Source organism: Tahibacter soli (genome assembly GCF_025717065.2).
GTDB lineage: Bacteria > Pseudomonadota > Gammaproteobacteria > Xanthomonadales > Rhodanobacteraceae > Tahibacter > Tahibacter soli.
Map to the genome: position 1 here is coordinate 138,654 of NZ_JAOVZO020000017.1, position 25,914 is coordinate 164,567.

Annotated in this window: 23 protein-coding genes and 1 riboswitch; of the genes, 10 read left to right on the plus strand and 13 right to left on the minus strand. The window is 69.1% G+C overall.

Annotation, left to right across the window (positions count from 1 at the left end):
* The first annotated feature begins 167 nt into the window (after positions 1–167).
* Entirely contained in the window at positions 168–3,287 is a 3,120-nt protein-coding gene (locus OD750_RS11820) for a M36 family metallopeptidase (protein ID WP_263545438.1), read from the plus strand.
* A 53-nt stretch (positions 3,288–3,340) separates the two neighbouring features.
* Here OD750_RS11820 and mmsB read toward each other — a convergent pair whose 3' ends face one another.
* The 6 genes from mmsB to OD750_RS11850 form a co-directional block, all read right to left on the minus strand.
* Positions 3,341–4,231 carry a 3-hydroxyisobutyrate dehydrogenase gene (mmsB, locus tag OD750_RS11825; RefSeq protein ID WP_263545439.1) on the minus strand — a complete coding sequence of 297 codons (891 nt, stop codon included), beginning with the start codon at positions 4,229–4,231 and terminating at the stop codon, positions 3,341–3,343.
* Positions 4,228–5,394 carry an enoyl-CoA hydratase/isomerase family protein gene (locus OD750_RS11830; protein WP_263545440.1) on the minus strand — a complete coding sequence of 389 codons (1,167 nt, stop codon included), beginning with the start codon at positions 5,392–5,394 and terminating at the stop codon, positions 4,228–4,230. The genes mmsB and OD750_RS11830 overlap by 4 nt, the downstream gene beginning before the upstream one ends.
* A complete protein-coding gene (locus OD750_RS11835) occupies positions 5,391–6,188 on the minus strand; it encodes an enoyl-CoA hydratase (protein WP_263545441.1) in 798 nt (265 codons plus the stop codon). Before OD750_RS11835 ends, OD750_RS11830 begins: the two co-directional genes overlap by 4 nt.
* The gene (locus OD750_RS11840) at positions 6,185–7,363 is read right to left on the minus strand and encodes an acyl-CoA dehydrogenase family protein (protein WP_263545812.1); all 1,179 of its coding nucleotides are present in this window, start codon (positions 7,361–7,363) and stop codon (positions 6,185–6,187) included. The genes OD750_RS11835 and OD750_RS11840 overlap by 4 nt, the downstream gene beginning before the upstream one ends.
* An 11-nt stretch (positions 7,364–7,374) precedes the next feature.
* Complete coding sequence (locus OD750_RS11845; RefSeq protein WP_263545442.1) at positions 7,375–8,898, minus strand: CoA-acylating methylmalonate-semialdehyde dehydrogenase; 1,524 nt, start codon at positions 8,896–8,898, stop codon at positions 7,375–7,377.
* 130 nt (positions 8,899–9,028) lie between these two features.
* A riboswitch (cobalamin riboswitch) is annotated at positions 9,029–9,251 on the minus strand.
* 34 nt (positions 9,252–9,285) lie between these two features.
* Positions 9,286–10,299, minus strand: a complete 1,014-nt coding sequence (locus OD750_RS11850; protein WP_263545443.1) for a zinc-dependent alcohol dehydrogenase family protein — start codon at positions 10,297–10,299, stop codon at positions 9,286–9,288.
* Positions 10,300–10,432: 133 nt separating this feature from the next.
* Between OD750_RS11850 and OD750_RS11855 the strand changes: the two genes are divergently transcribed.
* Together OD750_RS11855 and OD750_RS11860 are read left to right on the plus strand one after the other, a co-directional pair.
* Positions 10,433–11,368 (plus strand): LysR family transcriptional regulator, encoded by a 936-nt coding sequence (locus OD750_RS11855; RefSeq protein ID WP_263545444.1) that lies wholly within the window; start codon positions 10,433–10,435, stop codon positions 11,366–11,368.
* The gene (locus tag OD750_RS11860; RefSeq protein WP_263545445.1) at positions 11,365–11,961 is read left to right on the plus strand and encodes a YdeI/OmpD-associated family protein; all 597 of its coding nucleotides are present in this window, start codon (positions 11,365–11,367) and stop codon (positions 11,959–11,961) included. The genes OD750_RS11855 and OD750_RS11860 overlap by 4 nt, the downstream gene beginning before the upstream one ends.
* Positions 11,962–12,158: 197 nt before the next feature.
* On the opposite strand, the gene modA is transcribed toward OD750_RS11860, so the two are convergent.
* The 3 genes from modA to OD750_RS11875 all read right to left on the minus strand — a co-directional run bounded on the left by modA (position 12,159) and on the right by OD750_RS11875 (position 13,851).
* Complete coding sequence (modA, locus tag OD750_RS11865) at positions 12,159–12,929, minus strand: molybdate ABC transporter substrate-binding protein (protein WP_263545446.1); 771 nt, start codon at positions 12,927–12,929, stop codon at positions 12,159–12,161.
* An 11-nt stretch (positions 12,930–12,940) separates the two neighbouring features.
* Positions 12,941–13,438 (minus strand): molybdopterin-dependent oxidoreductase, encoded by a 498-nt coding sequence (locus OD750_RS11870; RefSeq protein WP_263545447.1) that lies wholly within the window; start codon positions 13,436–13,438, stop codon positions 12,941–12,943.
* 68 nt (positions 13,439–13,506) lie between these two features.
* Positions 13,507–13,851 carry a winged helix-turn-helix domain-containing protein gene (locus OD750_RS11875; RefSeq protein ID WP_263545448.1) on the minus strand — a complete coding sequence of 115 codons (345 nt, stop codon included), beginning with the start codon at positions 13,849–13,851 and terminating at the stop codon, positions 13,507–13,509.
* Positions 13,852–14,681: 830 nt separating this feature from the next.
* Here OD750_RS11875 and OD750_RS11880 point away from each other — a divergent pair.
* The 3 genes from OD750_RS11880 to OD750_RS11890 all read left to right on the plus strand — a co-directional run bounded on the left by OD750_RS11880 (position 14,682) and on the right by OD750_RS11890 (position 16,212).
* Complete coding sequence (locus OD750_RS11880; RefSeq protein ID WP_263545449.1) at positions 14,682–14,891, plus strand: type I toxin-antitoxin system SymE family toxin; 210 nt, start codon at positions 14,682–14,684, stop codon at positions 14,889–14,891.
* A gap of 175 nt (positions 14,892–15,066) precedes the next feature.
* Entirely contained in the window at positions 15,067–15,648 is a 582-nt protein-coding gene (locus OD750_RS11885) for a ComF family protein (protein WP_263545450.1), read from the plus strand.
* A gap of 3 nt (positions 15,649–15,651) precedes the next feature.
* The gene (locus tag OD750_RS11890) at positions 15,652–16,212 is read left to right on the plus strand and encodes a hypothetical protein (protein ID WP_263545451.1); all 561 of its coding nucleotides are present in this window, start codon (positions 15,652–15,654) and stop codon (positions 16,210–16,212) included.
* Between the two features lie 52 nt (positions 16,213–16,264).
* Here OD750_RS11890 and OD750_RS11895 read toward each other — a convergent pair whose 3' ends face one another.
* From OD750_RS11895 to OD750_RS11905, 3 genes are all read right to left on the minus strand, one after another.
* Positions 16,265–17,119 carry a hypothetical protein gene (locus tag OD750_RS11895; protein WP_263545452.1) on the minus strand — a complete coding sequence of 285 codons (855 nt, stop codon included), beginning with the start codon at positions 17,117–17,119 and terminating at the stop codon, positions 16,265–16,267.
* Between the two features lie 115 nt (positions 17,120–17,234).
* A complete protein-coding gene (locus OD750_RS11900; RefSeq protein ID WP_263545453.1) occupies positions 17,235–19,568 on the minus strand; it encodes a winged helix-turn-helix domain-containing protein in 2,334 nt (777 codons plus the stop codon).
* Positions 19,569–19,779: 211 nt separating this feature from the next.
* Positions 19,780–20,613: an AraC family transcriptional regulator gene (locus OD750_RS11905; RefSeq protein WP_263545454.1), complete on the minus strand. Its 834-nt coding sequence runs from the start codon at positions 20,611–20,613 to the stop codon at positions 19,780–19,782.
* A gap of 114 nt (positions 20,614–20,727) precedes the next feature.
* Between OD750_RS11905 and OD750_RS11910 the strand changes: the two genes are divergently transcribed.
* Both OD750_RS11910 and OD750_RS11915 read left to right on the plus strand, forming a co-directional pair.
* Positions 20,728–21,270 carry a carboxymuconolactone decarboxylase family protein gene (locus tag OD750_RS11910; RefSeq protein WP_263545455.1) on the plus strand — a complete coding sequence of 181 codons (543 nt, stop codon included), beginning with the start codon at positions 20,728–20,730 and terminating at the stop codon, positions 21,268–21,270.
* A 182-nt stretch (positions 21,271–21,452) separates the two neighbouring features.
* Positions 21,453–22,907, plus strand: a complete 1,455-nt coding sequence (locus OD750_RS11915) for a S10 family peptidase (RefSeq protein WP_263545813.1) — start codon at positions 21,453–21,455, stop codon at positions 22,905–22,907.
* A gap of 65 nt (positions 22,908–22,972) precedes the next feature.
* On the opposite strand, the gene OD750_RS11920 is transcribed toward OD750_RS11915, so the two are convergent.
* On the minus strand, positions 22,973–24,964 hold the full coding sequence (locus tag OD750_RS11920) for a sulfatase-like hydrolase/transferase (protein WP_272841935.1): 1,992 nt from the start codon (positions 24,962–24,964) through the stop codon (positions 22,973–22,975).
* Positions 24,965–25,185: 221 nt separating this feature from the next.
* Between OD750_RS11920 and OD750_RS11925 the strand changes: the two genes are divergently transcribed.
* Together OD750_RS11925 and OD750_RS11930 are read left to right on the plus strand one after the other, a co-directional pair.
* Positions 25,186–25,560 carry a hypothetical protein gene (locus OD750_RS11925; RefSeq protein WP_263545457.1) on the plus strand — a complete coding sequence of 125 codons (375 nt, stop codon included), beginning with the start codon at positions 25,186–25,188 and terminating at the stop codon, positions 25,558–25,560.
* The gene (locus OD750_RS11930) at positions 25,557–25,904 is read left to right on the plus strand and encodes an NIPSNAP family protein (RefSeq protein ID WP_263545458.1); all 348 of its coding nucleotides are present in this window, start codon (positions 25,557–25,559) and stop codon (positions 25,902–25,904) included. Before OD750_RS11925 ends, OD750_RS11930 begins: the two co-directional genes overlap by 4 nt.
* Positions 25,905–25,914 lie beyond the last annotated feature (10 nt).

A 25,914-nucleotide genomic window follows, 5' to 3' on the forward strand; every position in this document is an offset into this window, starting at 1 on the left:
CGCGCCGTCGCCTTGTCCCGGGACAGCGCGGGCCGCGCGGCCTCGCGCGCGCTCGCATACCGCACGCAAACGTAACGCATCGCTACGCGACGACGCGGCGCCGCGAACGCCGCGCGTCGAGCGGTCGCCGAAGGCGGCCATCGTTGTCCTCACTGGGGAGGGTTCGAATGAACGGATCAAGATCGTACCGGTGGTCGCCATGGCTGATGGCGGCGGCGTTCGCCGGTGCCGCGCACGCGGCGCCGCCGGCGCTCGACGCGCGCACGCAATGGCTCGGCGGCGACGGGCCGGCGGCGAAGTCCGACGCCGTGCCGCTTGCGCCGGCCACGCGCGCGGGCCGCCGCGCCGCGTTGATCGACGCGGCCGGCCGGGGCACGGGTACGCAGCGTGCCGATCTCGTGCCGGCGGCCGTGCACCAGCAGGCCGGCGCCGCGTCGGTCGTGCAGTACCGGCAGGAAATCGACGGCGTCGAGGTGTACCGCGCGCGCCTGTCGGTGCTGCTCGGCGCCGACCTCGCGCCGCGCGCGTCCGGCGGCGCCCTGGCGGCGAAAACCGGGCCGGTCGCAGGCGCCGCGTTCCGCCTCGACGCCGCGCAGGCGCTGGCCGCCGCGTTGCCGGGCGTCGATGCGTCGCTCACCGCCGCGCCGCGCGAGGTCGGGCAGGCCGGCCGCTACACGCGGTTCGCGCTGGCCGCGACGGCGGAATTCGCGCCGGGCCGTCCGGCCCGCATCAAGCGCGTGTGGTATCCGACCGCCGAGGGTCTGGAACCCGCGTACTACGCCGAGGTGACCGGCACGAAGCGCGGCGCGGACCGGCCGATCGGCCTCGCGCTCGTCGTCTCGGCCGACGACGGCCGTACGCTGGCCTCGCACAGCCTCATTCACGACGCGCTGCCGTTCTCGTACCGCGTGATGGCCGATGCGAACGGCAAGCCCTACTTCGATCCGTACGGTTTCACGAACCCGCATCCCACCGGCCTGCCGGACGGCTGGCTGCCGACCGTGCAGGCGCCGATGCATCTGCTGCCGCGCGTGCACGGCGGCATCAGCACCGGCGATCCGTGGCTCGCCGACGACGCGACGCAGACGCGCGGCAACAACGTCGACGCTTTTTTCAACGCCGAGACGTTCGACGTCGACGGGTTCTGCGACTACAACGGCTGGGGCCCCGGGTTCAACGCGGCCGAGGGCGACTTCCGCGCGCCGGTGACGGGCCTGCGCCGTTTCGACTACGCCTACGACGTCGACCTGCACGCGAGCGACTACTCGCAATGCGACGACGCGCCGGTGCCGATTCCGGTCGGCGACACGCAGCTCAACGCGAAAATCGTGCAGATGTTCTACATGACGAACTGGCTGCACGACCTGTTCTACGACTTGGGCTACGACGAGGAAGCCGGCAACCCGCAGGCGAACAACTACGGCCGCGGCGGCATCGAGAACGATCCGCTGATCGTGCATGCCGCCTACGACACGACGTTCACATTCGCGCCGGCCGACGGCGAAAGTCCGTCGGTGACCTACGGCTTCAACACGTGGACCGACCGTCGCGACGTCAGCGCGCTCGACTTCGGCGTGCTCGCGCACGAATGGGCGCACACGATGTTCGGACGCCTCGTCGGCACGTCGTTCTATCTCGGCCAGGAGGGCGCGCTGAACGAGGCGATCGCCGATTTCGTCGGCATGTTCCTGATGGTGCGCGACCAGGACCGCTATCTCGACGGCCCGGTGGCGTTCAACGGCAAATACGCGGTCGGCGCGTACATGAACGGCAACTACAGCTATCCCGGCGACCCGCTGCCGCCGGTGGGCACGCCGGGCTGGCCCGACAACACGTACTACCACGGCATCCGGCGCTTTCCGTCGACGATCGATCTCGCCGCGAACCCGCTGACGTTCAAGAACATCGGCGTCGATCACCCGGTGCCGCAAAGTGCCAATGCGTACGACTGGAAACAGCGCTCTTTGCTCAATTCGGAAATCCACACCGCCGGCGAGGTGTACACGGCGGCGCTGTGGCAGTGCTCGCGCAACATTCTCGCCGCCGCGCCGCGCGCGCGGTTCGACCGCACGCACAAGCAGTTTCTCGCGTGGCTCGTCGCCGGCATGAAGCTGACGCCGCCCGAGCCGACGTACACCGAGGCGCGCGACGCGCTGCTGATGGCGATACGCGCCGACGACACGCTCGACTATCTGCGCTGCCGCGCCGGCTTCGCCGCCCGCGGCATGGGCGCCGGCGCGATACCGCCGCCGCGCCATTCGTTCGGCCTGCGCGGCACGGTCGAAAGCTTCGACGATGCCGAACGGGCGCTGACGGTGATTTCGACGAAGCTCGAGGAAGTCTCCGGCGCCGACGGCGACGGCGTGCTCGATCGCGGCGAAGTCGGCCGTCTCGTCGCGACGGTGCGCAACACCGGTTTCTCGCCGCTGTCGCACGTGTCGATCGTCGTGCTGCCGCAGTTCGGCCGCTACGCGCTGCCGGGCGGCATCGCCGCCGGCGACGTGACCTTGCAGCCGGGCGAGGAACGCACGCTGACGCTGCCGTTGAACGTCGCCACGTCGACGCCGTCGGCAACGCTCGCGATCGACGTGCAGGCGCTCGCGCTGCAGTTTCCGCCGGTCGCCACGCACCGCGAAACGCCGATCGTCGTGAACTACGACCTCGTGCGCGACAGCGGCACCGACGCGCTCGCGGCGGCGTCGACGTTCGATGCGAACTGGACGCGCGAGTTCACCGATCCGTCGAACCACGGCTGCGCGCGCGGCATGTGTTCGGCCGACACGACCGTACCCGGCGCCTACGCCGACATGCTCGACTGGCAGCGCGTGACGCACCTGGGCGAAACCGCGTACCGCATCGGCGACGAACGCCTCACGTTCGATACCGGCATCGCGACCGCGGCGTTCCAGACGCTGCCCGCGGGCCCGGTGTCGATCACGCTGCGGCACGACTACGACTTCACGCGCAACCAGCCGTCGCCGACGGTGCCGCAGATCGCCAACGGCGTCGGCACGGTGCAGATCGAAGTGAACGGCGGCGGCTGGATGCCGATCGCGCCGTTCGTCGTGTCGGGCCAATGGCAGTTCACCGGGACCTCGGGCGGCTGGCGCGAGGACACGATCGTGCTCAATCCGCCGCTGATCGCCGGCCGCACGCTGCGGCTGCGCCTGCACGCGCGCGCGCCGAGCATCTTCTATCCGGACGACGCGCACTGGGCGATTTCGCGCGTCACGATCAACGGGGCGGCGACGCCGGTGTTCAGCACGGTGCACCCGGACGGGAGCTGATGCACCGTGCGCGCCGCATCCCGGTCGGGCCGGGATGCGGCGCGTTCTTTCGCTCAGACGTCCTTCGCCACGAGCTTCACGACGCTCGAGAAATCGAGGCCGCCGTTGCCCGCGCGGCTGTTCATCGCGTACAGGTTGCGCGCCAGTTCGCCGAGCGGGATCGACGCGCCGACGCCCATCGCCGCTTCGGCGGCGAGGCCCAGATCCTTGAGCATCAGATCGTTGCCGAAACCGCCGGTGTAGCCGCGCGACGCCGGCGCGTTCGCGTGGACGCCCGGCCACGGATTGCACACCTCGGTCGCCCAGCTGCGGCTCGTGCTGACGGCCATCATCTGCGACAGCACGTTCGGATCGAGCCCGTGCGCCACGCCCAGCGCGATGGCTTCGCCGGTCACCGCCATGATCGCGCCGAGCGCCATGTTGTTGCACAGCTTGGCGACTTGGCCCGCGCCGCTCGCGCCCACGTGGAAAATGTTCTTTCCCATCGCCTGCAGCACCGGGAGCGCACGCTCGAGCGCCTGCGCTTCGCCGCCGACGATGAAGGTCAGCGTGCCGGCCGCGGCACCGGCGGTGCCGCCGGACACCGGCGCGTCGATCATCGCGACGCCGCGCGCGGCGGCCGACTCGGCCACTTTTTTCGCCGACGCCGGTGCGATGGTGCTGCTGTCGATGACGAGCGCGTCCGGCGACAGCGTCGCCAGCAGGCCGTCGTCGCCGAGGTAGAGCCGCTCGACGTGGCGGCTGGCCGGCAGCATCGAAATCACGACCTCGGCGCCGGTCGCCGCGTCGGCCGCGTTCGCGGCGGCGTGTGCGCCGGCGGCAACGGCGGCGTCTACTGCGGCGGGCACGAGGTCGAAGACGCGCACGGCATGGCCGGCCTTGACGAGGTTCGCGGCCATCGGGCCGCCCATGTTGCCGAGGCCAATGAAAGCGATGCGGCTCATGCGGAAGTCTCCGTGTCGGCGCGCAGGTCGGCGAGCGGATGCGCGTCGCCGGCCCACGGCGGATTGAGGAAGGTCTCGGCCCAGGCCGGCGTGGCTTCGACCAGCGTGGACGGGTTCCAGCGCGGGTTGCGGTCCTTGTCGATCAGCAGCGCGCGGATGCCTTCGGCGAAATCGCCGTGCGCGGCGCATTGCAGCGAGACGACGTATTCGAGCCGGAACGTGTCGGCCAGCGAAAGCGTCGCCGCGCGGCGCTGCAGCTCGTAGCCGAGCCGCGCCGAGCCCGGCGCGCCGGCGGCGAGCGCGGCTTGCGCGTTGCGCAGCCACGCATCGTCGGGTGCGGCGCTCGCGATCGCCGCGACGACGGTCTCCAGATCGTCGTGTCCGCACAGCGCGGCGACGAGTTCGGCATGCCGCTGCAGCGGACCGGCCGCGGCCGGTTGCGCGAACGACTGCAGCAGCGCGCTCAGGCGCTCGTGGTCGTCGTCGGCGTTCTTACTCCAGTCGACGGCGAGCAGCGCGGCCGTCGTTTCGTCGCGTCGCGCATCGGCGATGCAATAGTCGGCGAGTCCGGCACGGATCGCGTCGCCGGCATCGAGCGGCGCTCCGGTCAGCGCGAGAAACAACCCCGCGCGATCCGGCACGCGGTTGAGCAGCCAGCTGCCGCCGACGTCCGGATACAGGCCGATCGCGATCTCGGGAAACGCGAGCTTCGAACGCTCGCCGACCACGCGATGGCTCGCGCCCGACATCAGGCCGATGCCGCCGCCCATGACGATGCCGTGGCCGAAGCACAGGATCGGCTTTTTATACGTGTGGATGCGATGGTCGAGCCGGTATTCCGTCGCGAAGAAATCGCGCGCGTAGACGTTGTCGCGCGGATCGCGGCTGCCGCTGTCCCGGTACTCGCGCATGCCGCGATACAGCCCGTGCAGATCGCCGCCGGCGCAGAACGCTTTTTCGCCCGCGCCTTGCAGCACGACGACGGCGATGCCGTCGTCGTTCGCCCAGGTGGCGAGCTGCGCGTCGAGCAGCCGCGCCATGGCCAGCGAGAGTCCGTTGAGCGTCTTCGGCGCATTCAACGTGGCGATGCCGATGCGCGAGACCCCGCCGGCCGCGCGCTCCTCGAACAGCACCGGCGCCGGTTCGGTCGTGACGTCGTTCATGCGTTCTTCCATTGCGGTGCGCGCTTTTCCAGAAATGCCGCCACGCCTTCGATCTGATCGGCCGTGTCGAACAAGTCGACGAACGCCTCGCGCTCGCCGACCAGCGCCGTCGCGTGCGACTGCGTGCGCGTCGCCTGCACGAGCGCCTTGCACGCGGCGACGCTGGTCGGGCTCTGTTTGGTCGCCTTGTGCGCCCATTCGAGCGCGCGCGTCTTCGCTTCGCCCTTGCCGACGACTTCCTCGACGAGGCCGATGCGCAGCGCGGTCGGCGCGTCGACGCGCTCGCCCAAGAGGATCATGCGCTTGGCCCAGCCTTCGCCGACCAGTCGCGGCAGATTCTGCGTGCCGCCCGCGCACGGCAGCAGGCCGACCGTCGCCTCCGGCAGCGCCACCTGCGCCTGTTCTTCGATGATGCGCAGATCGCAGGCGAGGGCGCATTCGAGTCCGCCGCCCATCGCGTAGCCGTTGATCGCGGCGATGCTGACGCCGCGAAACGCGCTCAGCGTCTCGAACGCTTCGCCGAAACGGCGCGCGGCCTCGCGCGCCAGGGCCTTGTCGCCGTCGGCGAACTGCTTGAGATCGGCGCCCGCGGAAAAGAACTTCTCGCCCTCGCCGGTGACGACGAGCGCGTAGATCTCGCGGTCGGCATTCAGCGCGCGCACGAGATCGCGCAGCGCCGACAGGCTGTCGCGCGTGAAGGTGTTCGCCGGAGGGTTGCTCAGCGTGACGATCGCGGTATGGCCGTCGATGTCGAGCCGGAGCCCCGTCCACGTCTTGTCGGTGTAGCCGCTCATCGCAATTCCTCGTCCGTATTCAACAGGTGGCGCGCGACGATCACGCGCATGATTTCGTTCGTGCCTTCCAGGATCTGGTGCACGCGGCAGTCGCGCAGCAGGCGTTCGATCGGGTATTCGCGGATGTAGCCATAGCCGCCGTGCAGCTGCAGCGCGTCGTTGCAGATCGAAAAACCGGCGTCGGTCGCGAAGCGCTTGGCCATCGCGCACCAGACCGTCGCGTCGGACGTGCGCGCGTCGAGCTTGCGCGCGGCGGTGTGCACCATCTGCCGCGCGGCGACGAGCTGCGTCGCCATGTCGGCGAGCTTGAACTGCAGCGCCTGGAATTCGGCGAGTCTGCGCCCGAACTGGCGGCGCTCGCCGAGGTAGCGCCGCGCGGCGTCGAGCGCGCCCTGCGCCGCACCGAGCGAACACGCGGCGATGTTGATGCGCCCGCCGTCGAGCCCCTTCATCGCGATGCGAAAGCCTTCGCCCTCGTTGCCGACGAGGTGCGACACCGGCACGCGCACGTCCTCGAACGTGACGCCGCGCGTGGGCTGGCTGTTCCAGCCGAGTTTTTCTTCCTTGCGGCCGTAGACGATGCCCGGCGTGTCGGCCGGCACGGCGAACGCGCTGATGCCGGCCGCGCCGTCGCCGCCGGTGCGCGCCATCACCACGAGCATGTCGGTGGCGCCGGCGCCGGAAATGAACGCCTTGCTGCCGTTCAGCACGTACGTGTCGCCGTCGCGCACCGCGCGGGTTCTGAGCGAGGCCGCGTCCGATCCCGAGCCCGGTTCGGTCAGGCAGTACGACGCGAGCTTCGCGCCGGATGCGAGCGGCGGCCCCCACGCGTCGCGCAGCGCGGGCCGCGCATGCGCGGTCAGCATCCACGTCGCCATGTTGTGGATGCTGACGAACGCGGCGGTCGACGGATCGACCGCGGCGAGTTCCTCGAACACGATGGCGGCGTCGAGCCGCGTCAACCCGGTGCCGCCCGCGATCGCGTCGACGTACAGCCCGCAGAAACCGAGTTCGCCGGCCTTGGCGATCGTCGCGCGCGGAAACGTGCCTTCGGCGTCCCAGCGCGCCGCGTGCGGCGCGAGTTCGGCCTGCGCGAAGTCGCGCGCGGCCTCGCGATACGCGAGCTGCTCCTCGTCGAGCGCCGGCGTCGCCGGTGCCGTCGCGCGGATGTCCATGACGGCGGCCATCACGTGAGGCTGATCGTGGTGTTGACCCCGAGATGCCGCGTCTCGTCGTCGAACCAGCGCGCCGTGACGGTCTTGGTCTGCGTGTAGAACGCGACCGCCTGCTTGCCGTACGGACCGAGGTCGCCGAGCTTGGACGCGCGCGATCCGGTGAACGAGAACATCGGCACCGGCACCGGAATCGGCACGTTGATGCCGACCTGCCCGACGTCGATGTCCTCCTGGAACCGGCGCGCCGCCGCGCCGCTCTGCGTGAAGATCGCGGTGCCGTTGCCGTTCGGATTCGCGTTGACGAGTTCGATCGCGGCGTCGAGCGAGTCTGCGGCGAGAATCACGAGCACCGGACCGAAGATCTCCTCGTCGTAGATGCGCATGCCCGGCTTCACGCCGGAGAAGATCGTGGGACCGACGAAGTTGCCGCGCTCGTACCCGGGCACCGCCGGCGCGCGGCCGTCGAGTTCGAGCGTCGCGCCTTGCTCGATGCCGCTGGCGATGAGTGATTCGACGCGTTCGCGCGCCGCGCACGAGATCACCGGACCGACGTCGGTGCCGGGCTCGGTGCCTGCGTTGACCTTGAGCGTTTTCGCTTTTTCGACGAGTTGCGGAATCCACGATTGCGCATCGCCGACGAGCACCGCGGTCGACGCCGCCATGCAGCGCTGGCCGGCCGCGCCGAACGCCGCGCCGACCATCGCGTTCAAGGTCTGCTCGCGGTTCGCGTCCGGCAGCACGACGGCGTGGTTCTTCGCGCCCATCATGCACTGCACGCGCTTGCCGGCCTGCGAGGCGCGACGATAGACGTGCGTGCCGACGCGCGTGGAACCGACGAACGAGATCGCCTTGATGTCCGCGTGGTCGCAGATCGCGTTGACGACGTCCTCGCCGCCGTGGACGACGTTGAGCACGCCCTTCGGGATGCCGGCGTCGAGCGCGAGCTCGACGAGGCGCATCGTCACCATCGGATCCTGTTCCGACGGTTTGAGCACGAACGTGTTGCCGGTGGCGACGGCCATCGGAAACATCCACAGCGGAATCATCGCGGGGAAATTGAACGGCGTGATGCCGGCGCACACGCCGAGCGGCTGCTGCAAGGTATACGTATCCACGCCGCCGGCGACGTTGTTGGCGATCTCGCCGAGCTGCAGGTTGCCGATCGCCGCGGCATGCTCGACGACTTCGAGGCCGCGAAACACGTCGCCTTCGGCATCGGGCAGCGTCTTGCCCTGCTCGGCGGTCAGGATCGCGGCCAGCTCGCCCATATGCGCGCGGATCAGCTGCTGGTATTTCAGGAACACGCGGGCTCGCGCGCCGATCGGCGTCTTGCGCCAGGTCGCGAAGGCGCGCCTGGCGGCGGCCACCGCCGCATCGATCTCGTCCGGCGTCGCGAACGGCACGCGTGCGAGCACTTCCTGCGTCGCGGGATTGACGACGTCGCGCCAGTGCGACGTTTTCGATTCCACGAACTCGCCGTCGATCAACAGCTTGACGGTCGCGACGTCGGTCGCGGCGTGATGGGGCTTGTACATGATGTCTCGTCTCCGTATCGCTCACCCGCGAAGCGGATGTGCGGGAGCAAGACAAGTCGAATCGAAGCGGCGGACGCGCGTCGAATCAGCTCGTCCGGTTGCCCGCCGCAACACCCGAGGAGAACGCCGCACGCGGCGTCCACCACAGGCCGGTCTCCGGGCTTGCGAGCGATGCGTCGCGCATCACCCCGGCACCTTCCCGCGATACGTCGCAGTGGTTTTCGAGCCGGGTGTTCTCGCCTACCGTTGCGGGGGCAGCGCCGGCATGGGATCGACTCGATCCGCACCGGCTTCCCGTTTCACCCTGCGCACCGGAATGGCGGCGGCAGGGCACCTGTAGCCGGTCGAGTGTAGGCCGGCGGACATCGACGCGACAAGCGCGGCGGATCAGTTCACCGCGATCGCGACCTTGCCGAAGTGGCTGCCCGCGTCGAGATACGCATACGCATCGCGCGCTTCGCCGAACGCGAACACGCGGTCGACGACCGGACGGATGCGATGCAGCGACACGAAGCGCGCGAGGTCTTCGAGCATCGCGAGGCTGCCGACGTAGATGCCGGTCACGTGCTTGGCGCCGCGGATCAGCGTCATCGGGTCGATGTCGCCGCCGAAGCCGCTGACGCCGCCGACGATCGCGATCGTGCCGCCCATGCGCGTCGCCGCGACCGAGCGGCGCAGCGTGCCGGTGCCGCCGACTTCGACGACGAGATCGACGCCTTCGCCGTTCGTCGCGCGCAGCACGTCTTCGTGCCATTCCGGCGATGTGCGGTAGTTGATCGTCACGTCGGCGCCGAGGCTGCGCGCGCGTTCGAGCTTCGCGTCGCTGCCCGAGGTGATCAGCGTGCGCAGGCCGGCGGCCTTCGCCAGCTGCAGCGCCCAGATCGACACGCCGCCGGTGCCGAGCAGCAGCACGCTGCCGCCGGTCGGCACGCGGCCTTCGACGAACAGCGAATTCCACGCGGTCGCGCCGGCGCAGGTGAGCGTCGCCGCCTCGGCGTAGTCGAGATGTTCGGGCACCGCGAACAGGGCGTCTTCGGAAACGACGATTTCTTCGGCGAGCGCACCGTCGATCAGGCCGCCGAACGACAGCGCCGACTTCGCCGGCGTCTGGCGGCCGTCGATCCAGTTCGCGAAAAACGTCGTCGCAACGCGGTCGCCGGGCTTGAATCGCGTGACGCCCGGGCCGACGTCGATCACGTCGCCGGCGCCGTCGGACGCGGGAACCACGGGTTTGACGTCGCCGCCGAGGTAGCTGCCGCGAATCACCATGAGATCGCGGTAGTTCAGCGCCACGGCGCGGATGCGCACGCGCACCTCGCCGGGACCCGGCGCGACGCTCGCGCGGTCGATCGCCACGATGCCGTCGAAGTTCTTGCCGGGGTGTACGTGATAAGCCTTCATCGCCTGCTCCTGGAGTCGTAGATCGTCGCGGCCGGTTGCCGCGGCGGGATGGCGAGCAAGATATAGGTTCCTTGACGTCCGTAGTGGCGAGCGTTTCTACTATCTGTGTAGCCATACAGGAACCAATGACGCGATGAACGACCGCCTGACCGGCATCGATACGTTCGTCGGCGCCGTCGACGCCGGCAGCTTCGCGCTCGCCGCCGAGCGCATGGGGCTGTCGCGCTCTGCCGTCGGCAAGACCATCGCGCGGCTCGAGCACCGGCTCGGCACGCGCCTGTTCCACCGCACCACGCGGCAGCAGAGCCTCACCGAAGACGGCCAGGCCTACTACGAGCGCTGCGTACGCGCGCTGGCCGAGCTCGACGCGGCCGAAGCGACGCTCGCGAGCGGCCGGCGCGAGCCGCGCGGTCGCCTGCGCGTGAGCGTGCCGCTGCTGTTCGGACGGCATTGCGTGGCGCCGGTGATGATGGCGCTCGGGCGCGAGTATCCGAAGCTACAGGTGGAAATGTCGTTCAGCGACCGCGTGGTCGACATGGTCGAGGAGGGCTTCGACCTCGCCGTGCGCATCGGCACGCTGCGCGACAGCGCGACGCTCGCGGCGCGCCGGCTCGGCACGCAGGCGATGGGCATCTGCGCGTCGCCGGCATACCTTGAACGGCACGGCACGCCGCAGAACGTCGAGGATTTCGCGTCGCATACCGCGATCGTCTACGGTTCGAACGGCCAGTCGGCGCAATGGCGATTGCGCGACGTCGACGGCCAGGTGCGCGAGCCGGCGATCGGCGTGCGCCTGCGCTTCGACGACGTGCAGGTGATCGCCGACGCGGCCGTCGCGGGTCACGGCCTCGCCTGGCTGCCGTGCTGGCTGATGGCGCCGCATCTGAAAACCGGCGCGCTGACGCTCGTGATGAACAGCCGGCGCACGGTCGCGAGCGACATCCACGCGGTGTGGCCGCAGACGCGCTACCTGCCGTCGAAGACGCGCGTGGCGATCGACGCGCTCGTCGCGCAGGTGCCGCCGCTCCTGGCCGAACCGTCACCGCTCGAATCGGGGAGCGTTGCATGAAGCCGACATTTTTCAAGACTGCCGCCGATTTCGGCCGCTGGCTCGCCAGGCACTACGCTACCGAAACGGAATTGCTCGTCGGTTTCTGGAAGCGCGAATCGGGCAAGCCGAGCATGACGTGGCCCGAATCGGTCGACGAGGCGCTGTGCGTCGGCTGGATCGACGCGGTGCGCCGTCGCATCGACGACGACAGCTACACGATCCGCTTCACGCGACGCAAACCGGGCAGCGTCTGGAGCGCGGTCAACGTCGCGAAGATCGAGGCGCTGATCGCCCAGGGTCGCGTGCTGCCGGCGGGGCTCGCCGCATACGCGCACCGCAAGGACGAGAAAACCGCCATCTACGCGTTCGAGCAGAAAGAGGTCGTGCTGAGCGCGGAATTCGAAGCGCTGTTCCGGCGCAACGCGCAGGCGTGGACGTTCTTCGAAAAGCAGCCGGCGTGGTTCCGCAAGCGGATGTGCTGGCACGTCATGAGCGCGAAGAAGGACGAGACGCGGCTCAAGCGCCTGGAGAAACTGATCGTCGATTCCGAACGCGGCGTCACCGACAGGGAGCGGTACCGCACGCCGGCGAAGCCGCGCGCGGCCGACTGACCGCGAACGCCGGCGGCCCGGCGTTCTAGTGGCCTGTAACAGATGAATCGGAAGCGGCATCGCGAAGGACGCATCGTGCAGGACGCCGCTGCGGAGCGAGGCCGACAGCACCCGCTATCGGCCGAGTGAGCAGCAAGTCCTGCGCGGCCAGGACGAGCGAGCTGCTTTCGATTTGTCTGTTGCAGGCCACTTGATCGTCACTTCACGTCGAACCCGTACTTCTCGAACACCGCGCGTGCGGCCGGCGTGCGCAGCAGCGCGTGCAGCTTCTTCGCTTCGTCCGACGCATGGCCGCGGATCAGCGCGAGCGGGTACACGATCGCCTCGTGGCTGCCGGCCGGAAACGTCGCGACGACGCGTACGGCGGGTTCCGAGACCGCGTCGGAGCGATACACGATGCCGAGCGGCGCCTCGCCGCGCACGACGAAATTGAGCGCCGCGCGCACGTTGTCGGCCGCGACGACGCGCGATTCGACGGCGGCCCACATGCCGAGCTTCGTCAGCGCCGCCTTGCCGTATTTGCCGGCCGGCACGCTGCTCGGTTCGGCCATCGCGAGGCGCCCGTCGCCGAGCGCGGGCAAGAGCGACGCGCCTTCGCGCAAGTCGGCGGCGATCGTGCTGTCCTTCGCCGCGACCAGCACGAGCGCGTTGCCGACGAGGTCGACGCGCGTGCCGGCTTCGACGAGGTCTTTCTTCGCGACGTAGTCCATCCAGTCCTTGTCGGCCGAGACGAACAGCGCGGCCGGCGCGCCGGCTTCGATCTGCTTGGCGAGCTGCGAACTCGCGCCGTAGCTCGTCTTGATCGTGCCGATCGCCTTGGCTTCCGGCGTTTCGAGCAGCGTGTCGAGCGCGGGCTTCAGGCTCGCCGCGGCGAAGACGATCGTGTCGTCGGCGTGCGCGGGCAGTGCCGCAACGGCGAAGATCGCTGCGGCGGCAACCGCGCGCAGGCGTCGTACGAATCGCAACATGTCGCTTTCTCCTATTTTGAATGCTGTGCCGGCGCCGAGCGCAGTTCGATGCGCTCGACCTGGCGCACCCAGCGGCCGGGGCGTTTTTCGTCGGGCACGACGAGGCGGAACGGCCCCTCGTGCGCGTCGAGCGGCTTGCCGTCGCGCGTGTCGGCGAGAATCGCGCGCGTCGCGCCGAACGCGGCGTCGAACTCGGCGAGCGAAAACACGACGCGATAGCCGTCGGCGGCGCCGACGACGAGGTAGCTCGCGAGCTTGCCGCCGCGCAGCGCGTCGCCGAGCGGCGCGCCGGCCTGCTTGAGCAGTTCGTCGACCGCGACGCCCTGCCAGTTGCCGGGCTTGCCGTGGTCCGACGCCTCGATCGTCGTGCGCGGCAGCTTCGCGAGCGCCGCGCGATCGAACGACGAGGGCTTGGCGAATTCGCCGTCGAAGTGCACGGCGGGTTCCTGTGCCGGAGCGGCACCGGTGAGGAGCAGCGCAAAGCAGAGCGCGAGTGAGCGGAAGGGCATCGGAAGAATCATCGGTTCGCTATGTTCAATCGAATATAGCGAGCGACCGGGACACGCGCCAGCGCGGGTCAGCGCACGAGGCGTTTGCGCAAGGCGGCGACGTCGGCGGCGATGGCCTGCGCGCAGGCGGCTTCGATGCGGCGGTAGCGCGAGAGCACTTCCTCGCCGAGCGGCGTCAGCTGCGCGCCGCCGCCGCCCTTGCCGCCGGTGGCGGTATCGACGACGGGTGCGCCGAAATCGGTGTTGAGCGCATCGATCAACTGCCATGCGCGGCGATAGCTCATGCGCATGCGCCGGCCGGCCGCGGAAATCGAACCGGTGTCGCGGATGCCCTCGAGGAGGTCGGCTTTGCCGGGGCCGAGGGCGGCTTTTTCGTCGATGAGTACGCGCAGGTGGAAGGTGGGTTTTGGCATGGCGGGATGGTAGCGCTGGCGCGCGATAGTTGCTTTTGTTCAGGCATGGCATTGAACAAAGCGTTTCGCTCGCTGCCGCGAGCGAGCAGAGAGAGATTGCTTGTCCAATCCCTCTCTGCACTCTCCAAGGACACCCCGACGGCCGCGGTTTGCGGGCATCCGTGCCCGCAAACTCCGCGAGATCGCTCCGGGGTTCGTTGATGGGCCATCCATGGCCCGTCAACGAACTGCGCACATCCTGTGCGCACCCGCTGCGCGGGCTGATCCTCCGCAATCTCGCCGCGACCGACGGGGCCCCGGGTAGAGCGGGCGGCTTCCTGCCGCCAGAAGCAACGGCAACAGCGTGGCGCTTCTACAGAGCCGTCATACCGGCGAAGGCCGGACTGCATAGGCATGGATGCCGAAGCGAACATTCGCGCAGCGAATGGGCCGAAGGCCGAGCCGCTGATGCGGCGAGTCATCCAGCTTTTGCGCAAAGTAAACACATGAACACCAAGTTGCGCCACGCATAGCCCTCTCCCCAAGCTCCGCTTGGGGGAGAGGGTTGGGTGAGGGGGCGACGCTTCGGTCTTCGTTGTCGTTTCGTCCGGCGAGAAGCTCAAGCTCGCGGCGTTGAGCGCAATACAAAGCTCGCTGCGGTCGTCGCAGCCTGGCACCGTGCTCAGCCCGTCAAGGACTGCGCAAGTTCGCTGCGCGAATCCTTGACGGGCTTCCGCTCGGTGCTCTGAAAGGTCGCCCACAGCGACCAATCGCTGGAAGGGCGAAAGCGCGAACGGCGCGGTTCTGACCCACGCCGTTCGCTAACCACAAACCACTGATTGGAGTGGATCATGGCTAAGCGAAATCATATCTCACGCAAACCTTCCACAAAGCAAATTCGCATCGGTACGGCCCACTATTCCCAAGGCCTCTACTCCGCCGCGCGCCCCGTCCCCTACATCCGCCTGCGCGGCGACTGGCTCACTGCCGCCGGTTTCGCCCCCGGCGATGACATCTTCATCCGCATCACACGCGGCCGCCTCGTCATCACCCGCACGTAGCGCCATCAACGCGGAAGCCTCGCCCGTCGAGGCTTCCGCGCGTCGTCGCACAAGCGTACGGCGGCGTCGCGCGCAAGCGTGTTCTCCTCAAGGGAATCAGGTTGCGACAACACGCATGCTGCGAGCGCGTCGATTCGCACGACCGTGCGCTCGCGCTCGCGCAAGGAGGTGCGCCTTGAAGGTTTCGCTGCGAGAGCTTCACGGACCCTGGGATTGCGGCTGGGCTCTCGACAAACACACGATCAGCAGCGTCTGCATCGGGCGCGACGAAGATGGCCGACCGATTTTCGACACCGAGCGCACCGAGATCGGAGAAGCCGTCTACCGATTGAAGTATCGTGGCGAACTGACACAGGCCGTGCCGCTGGCACAGGCGGTTGCCGCGAATATTTGCCCCAGGTTCGCTCGTGTCGATGCGATCGTACCGATGCCGGCCTCGCAACGACGTGTGCGGCAGCCCGTCGGCGAAGTGGCCGCTGCGCTTGGCAGGCTCCTGGGCCGGCCGGTGCTCCATGGGTTGTTGACGCGCCGCCCGCCCGCCGTGCCGATGAAGAATTTGCCGACCAAGACCGAAAAGATCGACGCGATCGGCGACAGCTTCGGCGTGATCGACCGCATTTCCGGCGGCGCTTCCCGCAGTATCCTGTTGCTGGACGATCTGTTCGACACCGGCGCTACAATGGAGGCCGCGTGCGGAGCATTGCGCGCGTATACGAAAATCGGGCGCATCTACGCGGCCGCATTGACGTGGAAGTAGCTCATGGCGACGAAAGTCTTCATCGCAGGTTCGATGAACATCAAACGTCTCGACCCGAAGGTCAAGGCGCGTATCGACAATATCGTCGCCCGGGACTTCGAAGTCGTCGTCGGCGATGCCGACGGCGCGGACGCGTCGGTTCAGCGTCACCTGTTCGATCACGGTACGACGCGGACCACGGTCTACTGCAGCGGCCAGCTGCCGAGAAACAACGTCGGCAGCTGGCCCGTGCAGCGGGTCGAAACTCGCCACGCGAAGGGTTCGCGCGCGTATTTCACGGCCAAAGATGTGCGCATGGCGGAAGTCGCCGACATCGGCCTCATGATCTGGGACACGAAGAGCACAGGCACGCTCAACAACATCGTCGAGCTGCTTTCGCGGCGAAAGAAATCCGTCGTTTTCGTCGAGAAAGCCGGCGTCTTCAGGAACGTCGGCTCGATCGAGGAACTTGAAGCGCTGATCGCGTACATGTCCGACGCGGCGAAGCGGCAGGCCGACGAAAAAATCGGACTGTTCGACCGGATCGACCGAATGAAGCACGAACCGGTGCCGCTGTTCGGATGACCGCCGGGAACTGCGCGCGCGTTTTCCAAGATTCGCGTCAACGCCGGGATTCCTACGGAATCTCCACCGCATTCCCCCTCCGGTCATACGCATAACTCACGATCGACGCCGGAAACCCCGACACCGACGGCTGGCTCGACCCGCTCGTGGTCAGCCGCGCATACCCGTAGTTCGTCCTGCCGCTCTGCGGATTGAAGATCCGGAATCCTACGTATCCGTCGAACCCCGCCGCCGAGCGCCACGCCGCCGAACCGGCCGCGGACGTCGGATATCCGTAGGCCTTTTCCGGTCCGACCGTATCGCCCGACTGCAGCGGCACCGAGACGCCGTCTTCGCCTTCGACATCGGTCACGATGCCGTACGCATCGGCCGGCGTGGACATCGGAAACCGGAACACGAGGTACACGCGCGTCTGCACCGGAAAGCTCGCCGCGGGCCGCAGCTGAAAATCGCTGCTGCACGGCGCGCCCGACGTGCCGGCGCAGTGCTCGCCGGTGATCCAGTTGAAGCTCGTGCCGAGGATCGCGTTCTGGATCGGTACGTCGTAGTCGTCCGCCCGCACGATGTCGGCGTCGAAATCGCCCTGCATCACGACGTCGTCGGCCGACAGCACGAACGTCGCGGTGATGCCGCAGTCGCCGAGGATGATGTCGGTGGTCCACGTGCCGTCGCCGTTGTCGTGGACGCCGCACGAGCCCATGTCGACGCCGCCGAGGCGATAGCCCGGGTCCGCCGCGATCGCGAACGTGGCGGTCGCGCCTTCGTCGACGACGAGCGACGGCGGCTCGACCGTCCCGTGCCCCACGACATTGCCGGTGACGGTGTGCTGCGGCGTGCCGCCCGGCTGCGCGAGCGACCAGAACGGAAACAGGGCCAGTGCGAACAGCGTTGCGATGCGAACGTTCATGCGGAATCCTGATCGGTGCGAAGGGAAGCGCGCCGACCTCGCCGGCGCCGCCATGACAGCGCCGTGATGCTCCCGCCGCCGCCGTGCGCGGGGCTATGCCGAATCGGTAGCGGTTCTATTGCGCTTGTGTAGCCGCACCGTTGTCGGGCGGCACCGGCCGCTCGCCGGCGAGCCGCCGTACCGCCGCGAGCGCGTTGCGCGCGGCGCCTTCCTGGCCGAGCGCGCGGTACAGCGACAGCTGCAGCACGGCGCAGTCGTAGTCGGCCTCGGCGTAGCGCGCGACGAGGCCGAGCACGGTCGCCGCCTGCGACAGCTCGCCCCGCGCGAGCAGCCAGCGGCCGTACGAACCGGCGACTTCGGCCAGCGCGTTCGGCACGCCCCAGCGTTTCGCGCCGGTCAGCGCGTCGTCGTACGCGTGCCGCGCGTCGGCGTCGCGACGCTCGGCCGCGGCCTGTTCGGCCACGGCCAGCCGTGCGTACAGCGTTACCACCGGATCGTCGTCGCCGGCGGCCCAGGCGGCGAAGGCGCGCGTTTCCTCCGCTGCTTCGCCCGTGCGGCCGAGCGCATGCAGGCTGCGGATCGCGATCAGCCACGCGTCCGCGCGCACCGTGCCGTAAGGCGGCGCCGGCAGGTCGGGCAGCGCCTGGCGTGCGAGCAGCAGGGCGTCGCCGGCGCGGCCCGCGGCGAGGTTCAGACGGGCCTGGCCCGTGCGCGCGATCGCGCGCTCCGGCGCATACGGCGCGCCGTCGGCTTCGTGCAGCACTTCGTCGAACAGCTGCCGCGCCTCGCCGAGCCGGCCGTTGCGCGCGAGCGCGTCGGCGCGCTGCAGCTTGGTCAGATAGCGGATGCTCGCGTCGGCGACGCGGTCGATCAGCGCCAGCGCGCGGTCGTTCATCTTGAGCGCCTCGAGCGGTTGCAGCAGCGCCAGATGCGTGTCGGTCTGGTTGTTGAGCGACGCGACCACTTCGTTGTGCATGCCGAAGCGCGCGAAGCGCTCGCCGATGCGCTGCTGGATCGCCACGGCTTCGGCGTAGCGGCCCTGCGCCATTTCCAGCGTGCTCTCGTTGCCTTCCACCTTGGTCAGCTGCAGCGCGTCGCCGGCGAGGTTCGACGCCACGCGCGCCTGCGCGAAATCCCGCGCGGCGAGGTCGTACTCGTGCCGCAGCAGCCGGATGATGCCGCGGTCGTTGTACACGCGTCCGAGTTCGTCCGGCCGGCCCGCGGGCTCGAGCAGCGCGATCGCGCGGTCGCAGGCCGGCAGCGCCGCGTCCATGCGATTGGTGCGGGCGAGCGCGATGCAGTAGTAGCTCTGCGCGCGTGCGTGCAGCAGGGGTTCGGCCTCGGCCGACACGTGCGCGACGAGCGTCGCGAGGCGGTCGCGCGACGCTTCGAACGCGCCGCCGCGCAGGTCGATTTGCGCGAGCCGCAGCTGCATTTCGGGCGCGGCCTGCGTGAGCGTGTCGGCGGCGGCGATCAGCGCGCGCGCCTGCGCCGGATCGCCGGCGAGCCGCGCGGCGTCGACGCGCTGCAGCCGTTCGGCGAGCGACAGCCCGGTCGCGCCCGGCGCGGCGTCGGGGCGCCGCCGGCCGAGCAGGTCGAGCAGCTGGTCGGCCACCTGCGCGCCGGCACCGATCGCGTTGTCGGTCTGCGCCTGCGCGGCGTGCGTCGCGCCGTCGGGTTCGATCAGCTCGGCGCGCACGAACCACGCGTCGCCCGCGCGCCGCACTACGGCCGCGACGACATGGCTGCGCACGGCGACGCCGCGCGCGAGCGCGACGGCCGCGTCGCGCGCGGTGCCGGCCGGCACGAGGCGCACGACGTTATCGCTCGGCAGCACCGTGACGCCGGCCGCGCGCAGGCGCGAGGCGATGTAGTCCATCAGCCCGAGCCGCAGCCAGCCGTCGTCCGCGTTCGCGGCTACGTCGACGGGCAGCACGACCGTGACGTCGGCGGCGAGCGCCGCCGCGGGCGGCGCCGTCGTGGTGACGGTGTCGCGCGAGCGCAGCCAGACCAGGGCGCAGGCGAGCGCCAGCAGCGCGAGCATGGCGTAGAGCGGTGCACGCGGCGTGCGCGCCGGAGGCACGGCGACCGGCACGGCGGCGACCGGCGCGGGCGCGTCGGCGGCGGGCGGTTCGAAGCGCGTCGGCGCGCCCCATTGATAGCCGAAGCGCGGCACGGTGCGCAGATAGCGCTGCTCCTCGGCGGTGTCGCCGATCGCGCGCCGCGCGACGAGGACGGTCTTGCCCATCACCGCGTCGCTGATGCCGGCCTTGCCCCAGACGGCCGCGACGAGTTCGTCGCGGCCGACGGCGCGGTCGCGATGTTCTATGAGGTAGGCGAGGCAGTCGAACACGACGGGCGCGAGGTTGACGCGCTCGCCGCCGCGCAAGAGTTCGCGCGCGGCGATGTTGATCGCGCAGTCGCCGAAATGAAAAACGCCGTGGATCATGCGCGGCAGAGTAGCGGGCGGGGGCGGCGGCGGGAATCGCGGATGCGTCGCTAGTGTCCTGTCCGGTGAGTTGCTTGAAGAACTCGCGAGCGGCTTTGGCCGCGAATCCAGGCGCACTGACGAGTCGTACCGGCGGTACGGCGAGGAAGTGCAACGACGAGTCGCGGCCAAAGACGTCGCGAGAATTCATGCGAACTCATCGGACAGGACACTAGGCAGACGCCTGCGACGCATCGTTCGCCTTCCACTCCCGCGGCGACACGCCGCACGCCGCCTTGAACGCGCGCGACAACGCCGCGACGCTGCCGTAGCCCACGTCCGCGGCCACGTGCTTGAGCGCGTGGCCGCGCCGCAGCAGGTCCTGCGCGACGCAGATGCGGTACGCGCCGAGATAGTCGCCCGGCGTCGCGCCGACCACGGCCTTGAACGTCGCCGCGTAGTGGCTGCGCGACATGCCCGCGCGCTGCGCGAGCCGCTCGAGCGGCCACGCATCGCCCGGCGCTTCGTGCATCGCCACGAGCGAGCGCGCGAGCTGCGCGTGCGCGAGGCCCGCGAGCGCGCCTTCGCGCACCGCGCCGGCGTTCATCAGCGCGCGCAGGATGTGGATCAGCACCACTTCGAACAACCGGTCGACCACCGCCTGCCGCCCGCACGCCGCGCCGAACGCTTCGCGAAACAGCGCGTCGAGCAGCGCCTGCGCGCCGTCGAGGTCGGCCAGCGGCATCACCACGAGCGCCGGCAGCGCGTCGGCGATCGGTCCGCCGCCGCCGCCGAACGACACGTTCGCGCAGGCCATGTCGGCGCCGGTCTCGGCGTCCGTCGTGAAGCGGTGCGCGAGCGGTTTCGGCGTGAACACCACGCTCGGCCGGTCGACGCGCCGCCGCCCCCGCCGGCCGTATTCGACGAACACCGGCCCGCGCTTGACGAGGTGCAGCTGTCCGAGCCCGTGCCGCGGCGCGAAATCGGTCACGCCGCACAGCGGGCCGGAATGAAACATGCGCGCGCTGAGCGAGAAGCGGCGCAGCAGCGCGTCGAGACGATCCATGGCGGTTTCGGACTCACGATCAACTTTCGGCGACTTTACATCACCGTAACGCCGATACGCGACGGCAAAGTAGCGGCGTGCGATCCGCACCGACCGAAACGCAAGGAGATCCTCATGTCGTACATCCCCACCGTCGACCGCAACCGTCTCGACGCCGTCACCAACGCCGCGCTCGACGGCGTGAAGGCCAAGCTCGGCAGCGTGCCGAATATGTTTCTGACGTTCGCGCACACGCCGGTCGCGCTGAACGCCTACAACCAGCTCGCGGCCGTCACGAGCGGCGGGCGTTTGAACGCCAAGCAGCGCGAGCAGATCGCGCTCGCGGTCGGCGAGGCGAACGACTGCACGTACTGCGTCGCCGCGCACGGCGCGATCGGCAAGCTCGTGGGCCTCAACGCGAACCAGATCGATCTTGCGCGCGGCGCGCAGGCCGACAACCCGCGCGACGCGGCGATCCTCGAACTCGCGCGCCGCATCGTCGAGACGCGCGGCCACGTGCCGACCGCCGAACTCGACGCGTTCAAGGCCGCCGGCTTCGGCGACGCCGACATCCTCGAAGTGCTCGTCAACGTCGTTTTGAACATCTATACGAACTACACGAACCACATCGCGCGCACCGACGTCGATTTTCCGGTCGTCGCCCGCCAGGCGGCGTAGCCGTCATCCGGCGCGCGGTTTACGCCATTGGGCGAATACGAAGCCGCGCGCCCCTTTCGGCACATACCCGCTGCGTCCCCGGCCGCTAGCCTCACCCGTTGGCGACCGGAACGGGGCGACACATGACGACGAAACGATGGCTCGCGGCGCTGGCCGCGGCAGGCTGGCTGGCGTTCGCGGCGATGCCCGCGACCGCCGCGGAAGGCGGCAAGGACAAGGACGCCGCCGAAGCGAAAAGCGACAAGGGCGACGACAAGGACAAGCCCGTTGCGTTTCCGGCCGATCGCACGGTGCGACAGAGCATGTCGCTCGCGGGCAGGAAACTCGATTACGACGCGACGGTCGGCTCGCTGCCGGTGCTCGACGAGAAGGGCAAGACGATCGCCGACGTGATGTACGTCGCGTACACGATGCCGGGCCGCGACCGCCCGGTGACGTTCGCGCTGAACGGCGGCCCCGGCGCGTCGTCGGTGTATCTCAATCTCGGTGCGCTCGGCCCCAAGCGCGTGCAGTTCGGCGCCGAAGGCAACAGCCCGTCCGACCCGGCGACGCCGGTCGACAATCCCGGCACGTGGCTCGACTTCACCGACCTCGTGTTCATCGATCCGGTCGGCACGGGCTTCTCGCGCTCGCGCATTCCCGACGAGGAGGCGAAGAAGAAGTTCTACGCGACGCAGGTGGACATCGAATACCTCTCGCGCGTCGTCTACGACTGGCTGGTGAAGAACAATCGGCTGCAGTCGCGCAAATATCTCGTCGGCGAAAGCTACGGCGGTTTTCGCGGGCCGCGCATGACGCATTACCTGCAGACGCGCCTCGGCGTCGCGATGAACGGCCTCGTGCTCGTCTCGCCGTATCTCGATCCGGCCGCGCGCGAGAACGGCGACCTGTCGCCGCTGCCGTGGATGCTCACGCTGCCGACGATCGCGGCGTCCAATCTCGAACGCCACGGCAAGCTGACCGACGCCGCGATGGCGCAGATCGTCGAGTACACGCGCGGCGAATACGTGACCGACCTGCTCAAGGGCCGCGCCGATCCGCAGGCGCTCGACCGCATCGTCAAGCGCGTGACCGAGCTGTCGGGTCTCGATCCCGCGTTCGTGCGCCGCTCCGGCGGGCGCCTGGAAACGCAGGCGTTCCTGCGCGAAGTGTTCCGCGAGGAAGGCAAGCTGGGCAGCCGCTACGACGCGAACGTCACGGCGTGGGATCCGTTCCCGTTCGATCCGGATTCGCGCACGAACGACCCGATTCTCGACGCGATCATCGCGCCGACGACCACCGCGATGGTCGACTTCATCACGCGCGAAGCCGGTTGGAAATATGCTGGCCGTTACAACGCGCTGAGCTACGAGGTCAACGAGATGTGGAACCGCGAGGGCGGCCGCCGCGGCTCGGTGACGGAGCTGCGCCAGGCGGTGGCGATCGATCCGAAGCTGCAGGTGCTGATCGTGCACGGCTGGGGCGATCTGTCATGCCCGTTCATGGCGTCGCGCCTGATCGTCGACCAGATGCCGGTGATGGGCGACGCGAACCGCGTGCAGGTGAAGTCGTACGCGGGCGGCCACATGTTCTACAGCCGCGGCGACAGCCAGGCGGCGATGCGCCGCGATGTGATGGCGGTGTACGCCAAGCACTGACGAGGCTGCAATGCGGCGGGCGCTGGTCCGTGACCCAGCGCCCGCGCACTCCCTCTGTCCCGGTGTCAGGCCGTCAATGCCGGCGCGGTTTCCTGCTCCGGCGTCGACAGCCATTCCGCCTCGTAGCGTTCGAGCAGCCGGCGCAGGCGCTGCGCCGTTTCGCGCATTTCAGGGTCGGTGTAGCCGGCCGGCAGATCGTCGATCGGCGTCGGGAACGCGCCGTTCGTCACGAGCAGGTTCGTCGACTCGCAGCCGTCGCGGTCGAGGTCGTACAGCTCCCACTCGTCGGCCGCCTCGCCGCTCGGATCGAAATAGCGCGCGAGCTTCCACTCGCCCGAGCGGACGCAGCGCACATGGTTCGGCTGGCAGACCGGGCCGGGTTTGAGCGTCGGCACCGGCCCGTTGTGCGGCACCTTGCTGCTGCCGGTGCGCACCGCGTCGACCATTTCGAGATACACCTTGAACTCGCGGTCGGAATGAATCTGATGCGGGTCGCCGTCGGCGTGCAGGCGCTGCGTGATTTCGTCGTCGGTCGCGAACAGCACGCCCTCGCGCGGGCGGCCGTCGGCCTCGCGCGGCACGTCTTCGTGGCCGCGTATCACCGGCGCGAGATCGACGCCGGGGAACGGCGGCACCGGGCGCGTCTTGCGCAGGTCGTGGCGGATGCGCGCGATTTCGGCGTCGTCCACGCCGGCGAGGCCTAGCAGCGTCGGCACGATGTCGATGTGGCTCGTCAGCGCGTCGATCTGGCGCATGTCGGGCCGGTGATTGATGTGCCGCGACTGGATCACCACCGGCACGTGCAGCGCTTCCTGATACGCCGTGTGCCATTTTTCGATCAGGTAGCTGTGCGCGGCGCCGTACTCGCCGTGGTCGGCCATGAACACGACGATGGTGTTGTCGCGCTGGCCCGACTCGTCGAGCGCATCGAGCACGCGGCGGATGTGGCCGTCGACGAGGTGCTGCAGCCACGCGTAGTACTGCAGGAACTTCACCGCGCCGTCGTGCGGATCCTTCGTCAGCTGGAACGGAATCGCGGACATCAGGCCCGCGGTGACCGGGTCGAGACCCGCCTGTTCCGACGCCGAAAGCCCGGTCTTCGACGCGAGCGCGAGGCCCATCTTGTACGAGTAGTCGAACTGGCACGCCGGCTTGTTCGCGAGCGATTCGTCGAGCGTCGGCGGCGCGCACGCGTTCTCCTGCGGAAAGCCATGCGGATTCAGGTCGATGCGCAGCGAACCCGCGGTCGGCGGATTCGACAGCGCGCCCTTCGCCGGCACGACGAGCGGCCCGAGCTTTGGCGAATCGGGATCGAGGCCGCGCGGCAGCGCCGGGTACGTGGCGATGTCGTGCGGATTGGCAAACGAGGCGACCGCGAGCCACGGCTTGGGCTCGGTGCTCGGACCTTCGGCGAGCGGCGCGGTCTGCAGCTGCTGCGCGAGCTTGCGGTTGTAGACGAGGCCGAGACCCTGGCCGCGCAGGAAGCCGCAGGCGAGGTCGGCGAAACCGACGTCGCGATACGCGCCGAGGTTGTTGATGCTCGAGCCGTGCGGCTCGGGCCACGACAGCTCCCAGTCGTCGAAGCCGTAGTCGTGCAGGCTGTGGCCGGGCGGATTGCTGACGTGCCACTTGCCGAAGTAGTGCGTGCGGTAGCCCGCGCCGCGAAACCAGTGGCCGAGCGTCGGAATGCCGTCGGCGGCGAGCCACGGAAACGCCGCGGCGTCGCCGTTCTTGAACAGGCCGTCGGTCTGCGTGACGCCGGTGCGCGTGCCGTACTGGCCGGTCATCAGCGCGGTGCGGCTCGGGATGCACGCCGACGAGGCGATGGTGTGGCGGCGCAGCACGACCGAGTGCTTGCGCAGCGACCACAGGCCGGGAAAGAACTCGCGGTAGCGATTGGGCGCGTCGGGTTCGCCCTGGAATCCGACGATGTCCTTGAGACCCGGCGCGAAACCGCCGTCGGGGCCGTAGGCGAAGCGCGGAAAGCGCAGCTGGTCGACGAGGATGACGAGAACGTTGGGTCTGCTCGGGGGCTTGCCTGGTTGACCATGTGGCACCTTCGTTGGGAGGGACACCCGCGCGTTGACGATTTTACATGTTGCTATGTCGACAGGTGGCGAAGGCGCGATTGGCCGCGCGCTCGCCGGGTGCGCCGTTCCGACGCGCACCGGATCGCAAAGCGCGGTCGCGTCCGGCTTACTATCGCGGTCGACCCGACGACGTCCCGGCGCCAGGACGCTCACGTTCATAGCTCGTGCTAATGCAAGGACTTGCCGACATGACGACGAAACGCATCATCGGCCTCGCCGCGATCGCCCTGATCGTGCCGGCCGCCTCGCACGCCTCGTGGTTCGAGTACTGCGATCTGCGCGGGGCGATCCGCAACGTCGAAAAAACGGACGACGGCTACGTCGTCGTCGTCTCGGTGACCGACGCGGCGCGTTCGAAGGAAAACGGCGAGCTCGGCTACACCGACTGCGGCGAACATCGGGGCAAGGACACGACGCTGACATTGACCGACGATGCCGTACCGGTCGTGGGCGATCACATCGCGTTCTCGCGCTCGGCGGTCGACGGGTTCACGGCCGACGGCAAGTTCGCGGGCACCACGGTGACGACGCATCTGATCAAGTTGAACAAGGCGAAGCCATGAGGCGCCTCGTCGAAATCCGCTCGTACAAACTCAAGCCCGGGACGCGCGACGCGTTCCACGCCGCGATGGCGGGCGTCGCGGTGCCGATGCTGCGGCAGTGGCATACCGACGTCGTCGCGTTCGGTCCGTCGGCGCACGCAGCGGATACGTATTTTCTCGTCCGCGCGTACGCCGACCTCGACGATCTCGACGCGCGGCAGGACGCGTTCTACGGTTCCGACGCGTGGCGTTCGGGGCCGCGCGAATCGGTGATCTCGCTGATCGGCACGTTCTTGAACACGGTGCTGTGGCTGTCGGCCGACGGCGTCGAGGACTTGCGTCGCAGCAACGCCGTCGCCACATAGCCTCGCCGCG